Below are 3,145 nucleotides of genomic sequence, written 5' to 3' on the forward strand. Positions count from 1 at the left end.
TCATTTTAACTAATGATACATAGTACATATTTTCACTTATTGGAAGATTCCATTCATTTTTATGGTAAAATTTTCTAGGAGCTGTTCATAAGTGAATTTAATCTTAATTCCTAGTCGTTATACTACGCAAATTATTCTCCTCCCCTTTATCATTCGTCTATTCTATATATTACCATTTATAGGCAATAAGAACTAGATGCTAAGGAATCGGTTTTTATAATAAAAAAGCAATATTAAACCCGTGGATTCAGTCCGCTCCACGGGTTAAAAACAATAAAGTTTAATCTTCTTTAAACGGAGAAAATTCATGAACCCACACTTTTAACGTTGGAATCCATGGCATGCCATCATGAATCGATAAAATCGACTCTTTGTATGCTTCGAAATTCTCATATCCTTCTTTTCTAGCATCTTCATCGGTAATTTCACCAAGTTCTTGTTGGTATACCTTTTCAATAACAAACTTATAACCATCCAGTGTCAAAATATCTCCTACATCGGCAAAGCGTTTCATTCTTCTTTGTGATGTCTTTTCCCCTTTAATTACTTTTTCTATATCTTTTTGAATCGTTATTAACGAATCAATATTTTCTTTTTCAGATGTTGATTTTTGTCTTTCTTGTTGATTGATCACTAATGTACACCGTTCCTTTCCATGTTCACTTAACTCTTAAGTTAATTTTATCACAAATAAGAAATAAACTAACGGATAAAAACATTTGGTAAAAAGTTTTATAAAAAAATAGAAAACCTCCGCCATTTCGGTGGAGATTTTCGAACTGTATATTTTATATTACTCTTGATTAAGTGCAATTTCATCTAAAAAGGCAATTTCCCATAAATGCCCATCTAAATCTTGGAATCCCCAAATATACATAAAACCATGATTTTGAGGTTCGCCTAAAACTTTTGCTCCGAGGGACACAGCTTTATTCACCATTTCATCAACTTGATCCCGTCTTTCAGCTGATATACTATGAATCACTTCTGATGAAATTTTTGTATTCGGAATTTCCTTTTTTGTAAATCCTTTAAAACTTTCTTCATTCATCAGCATCGCAAAAATATTTTCGCCGATTATTTAACAAGTTGACGAGTCATCAGAAAATTGTGGGTTGATATCAAACCGTAATTCCTTGAAAAAGTTAGTCGACTTTGCCACCTCTATTTCCGATAAGTTTACAAAAATTTGTTTTGACTTAAAACCCATGTATTTACCTCCTGAAAAATTGTTACCTATAATAAATCAAGTTCATTTAAGTTTTTCAATAAATTGCTCTCATTTATTCCGTAAAAAATGTGCAATGCATTTTCGCAATTGCACACTAATTTTTAATGTCATAAAATCCAGCATATTTAATCAAAAATATTTTTTTATCCTACATAAACACTTTCACATGTCCCAGGAGCAGGTTCATAAAAACAATGCAATCGAAGGAATATTTATTATAAAAAATAGCGATCCAATTAAACAGATCGCCATATTCCAAAATAACTAAGCTATTTTTCTATCAATATTCTTTTTCTTTATAAAAATTCTACCTTCTGAAATAAATAGTCCTGCTATCGCCAATATCGTACCTAACGCAGACATCAACGTGATTTTTTCATCTAAAACAATAACAGATGTAACGACGGTAACAACAGGTATTAAATAAATATATATACTTGTTTTTATTGGTCCTAATATTTTCACAGAAAAATTCCACGTTACAAAGCATAGAGCTGACGCACCAAGTCCTAAAAAGATAATATTAAATAAATTTACCGGATCGCTAAACCGTTCGAATCCAAATTTGAAATCGAAGAAAAATAGAGTTGGAAGCATAAAAATGAGTCCATAGAAAAACATCCTTCTCGTCACTTGTAACGTATTATAACCAAAACTGCTGATTTTTCTTGTTATTACAGAATATATCGCCCAAACAAGGGTTGCAGTTATCGCTAACAAATCACCTATAGGATTTATTTGAAAATTTGTCGCTCCATTAAAACTAATTAAACCTAAACCGATCATTGCTATAAGAAACCCAATGAAAAAATTTACTCGTAACGGTTCCTCTTTTAAAAATAAATACGCCACAATCGCTGTGAAAAAAGGTGCCAACGAACTAATGACACCTACATTGGATGCCATTGTATAGGTTAGAGCAATATTTTCCAATAAATAATACAACGTAATCCCTGTTATTCCCGCAGCAATGATATAAAGTTCATGTTTCTTATTTTTTACTTTCATCCGGTGTGGGAAAACAATCAATAATGCGACAAACCCCATAATGAATCGGAAAAATAGGATTTCAATCGGTGTAAAATCAACAAGTAATATTTTTGTCGAAATAAAAGTAGTACCCCAAATGATGATCGTAATAAAAGCTATTAGATGACCAGTAGATTGTTTCGTTTGCATATTCTTACCCTTTCGTAATTGTATAAAATTTCATATTCATAACTCGATTTAAAGCACGTCCTTTTTTAATAGTTTAGTTTATTCCTTTATATAAAGAAAGTGTGCATTTTGTATTTGCACCCGGTAATAAAAGAGTTATTTACTTTTGATAATTGCTATTTTAAAGGAATAAGTGAAGATCAATGCTGTCATAAAAACTAAAGTAATACGTTTTTTCATCTTATTTTCTCCCTACTATTTATTTGTTTACTAATATTATAAAATTCTTCTTTACATCCAATTACTCCCTTCCTTTTAAATCAGTAATTTTGTATAGAGAAAAAACATTACCTGACTATAAACAGGGAATTACAGTACAATAACAAAAAAACAGCAAATCTGTAATATTTATAAAGCAATGAATAGGTTTTCAAACACTCTACGTAGCAGTGTATTACCAAAGACTGATTGAAATAAAATATATATAAATGAAATTTCACTATATTTTTTTAAAGAGCTTGAAACATATTGTAGGAAAAATCTATTTTTAAAAATTTATTCCTATAATATTACGAAATCCAATCAACAATGATATGTAATAGGCTTAATAAGAATTAGTCTTAAATTTATAAGATAAATAACTTTGTATATGACCACATCGAAACTATACTTCTGATTGGAATCGCGTACCACCAGAATGAAGTTATCAGGAAGATGAATGCAATTTCATATCTCAATTGTAAAAACAATAAATAA

General features: G+C 29.9%; 4 protein-coding genes. All 4 read right to left on the minus strand.

What is annotated here, in order from left to right; translation table 11 throughout:
- Window positions 1-280: 280 nt before the first annotated feature.
- The 4 genes from GW534_RS15665 to GW534_RS15675 all read right to left on the minus strand — a co-directional run bounded on the left by GW534_RS15665 (window position 281) and on the right by GW534_RS15675 (window position 2,410).
- Entirely contained in the window at window positions 281-634 is a 354-nt protein-coding gene (locus GW534_RS15665) for an ASCH domain-containing protein (protein WP_161921898.1), read from the minus strand.
- Between the two features lie 159 nt (window positions 635-793).
- Window positions 794-1,051, minus strand: a complete 258-nt coding sequence (locus GW534_RS16860) for a VOC family protein (RefSeq protein WP_312854692.1) — start codon at window positions 1,049-1,051, stop codon at window positions 794-796.
- A gap of 30 nt (window positions 1,052-1,081) precedes the next feature.
- Window positions 1,082-1,210, minus strand: a complete 129-nt coding sequence (locus GW534_RS16865; RefSeq protein ID WP_312854693.1) for a VOC family protein — start codon at window positions 1,208-1,210, stop codon at window positions 1,082-1,084.
- Window positions 1,211-1,495: 285 nt separating this feature from the next.
- Window positions 1,496-2,410, minus strand: a complete 915-nt coding sequence (locus GW534_RS15675; protein WP_161921899.1) for a DMT family transporter — start codon at window positions 2,408-2,410, stop codon at window positions 1,496-1,498.
- Window positions 2,411-3,145: the final 735 nt, after the last annotated feature.

This window comes from Pallidibacillus pasinlerensis (assembly GCF_009996845.1).
In the GTDB taxonomy this organism is placed as follows: domain Bacteria; phylum Bacillota; class Bacilli; order Bacillales; family Caldibacillaceae; genus Pallidibacillus; species Pallidibacillus pasinlerensis.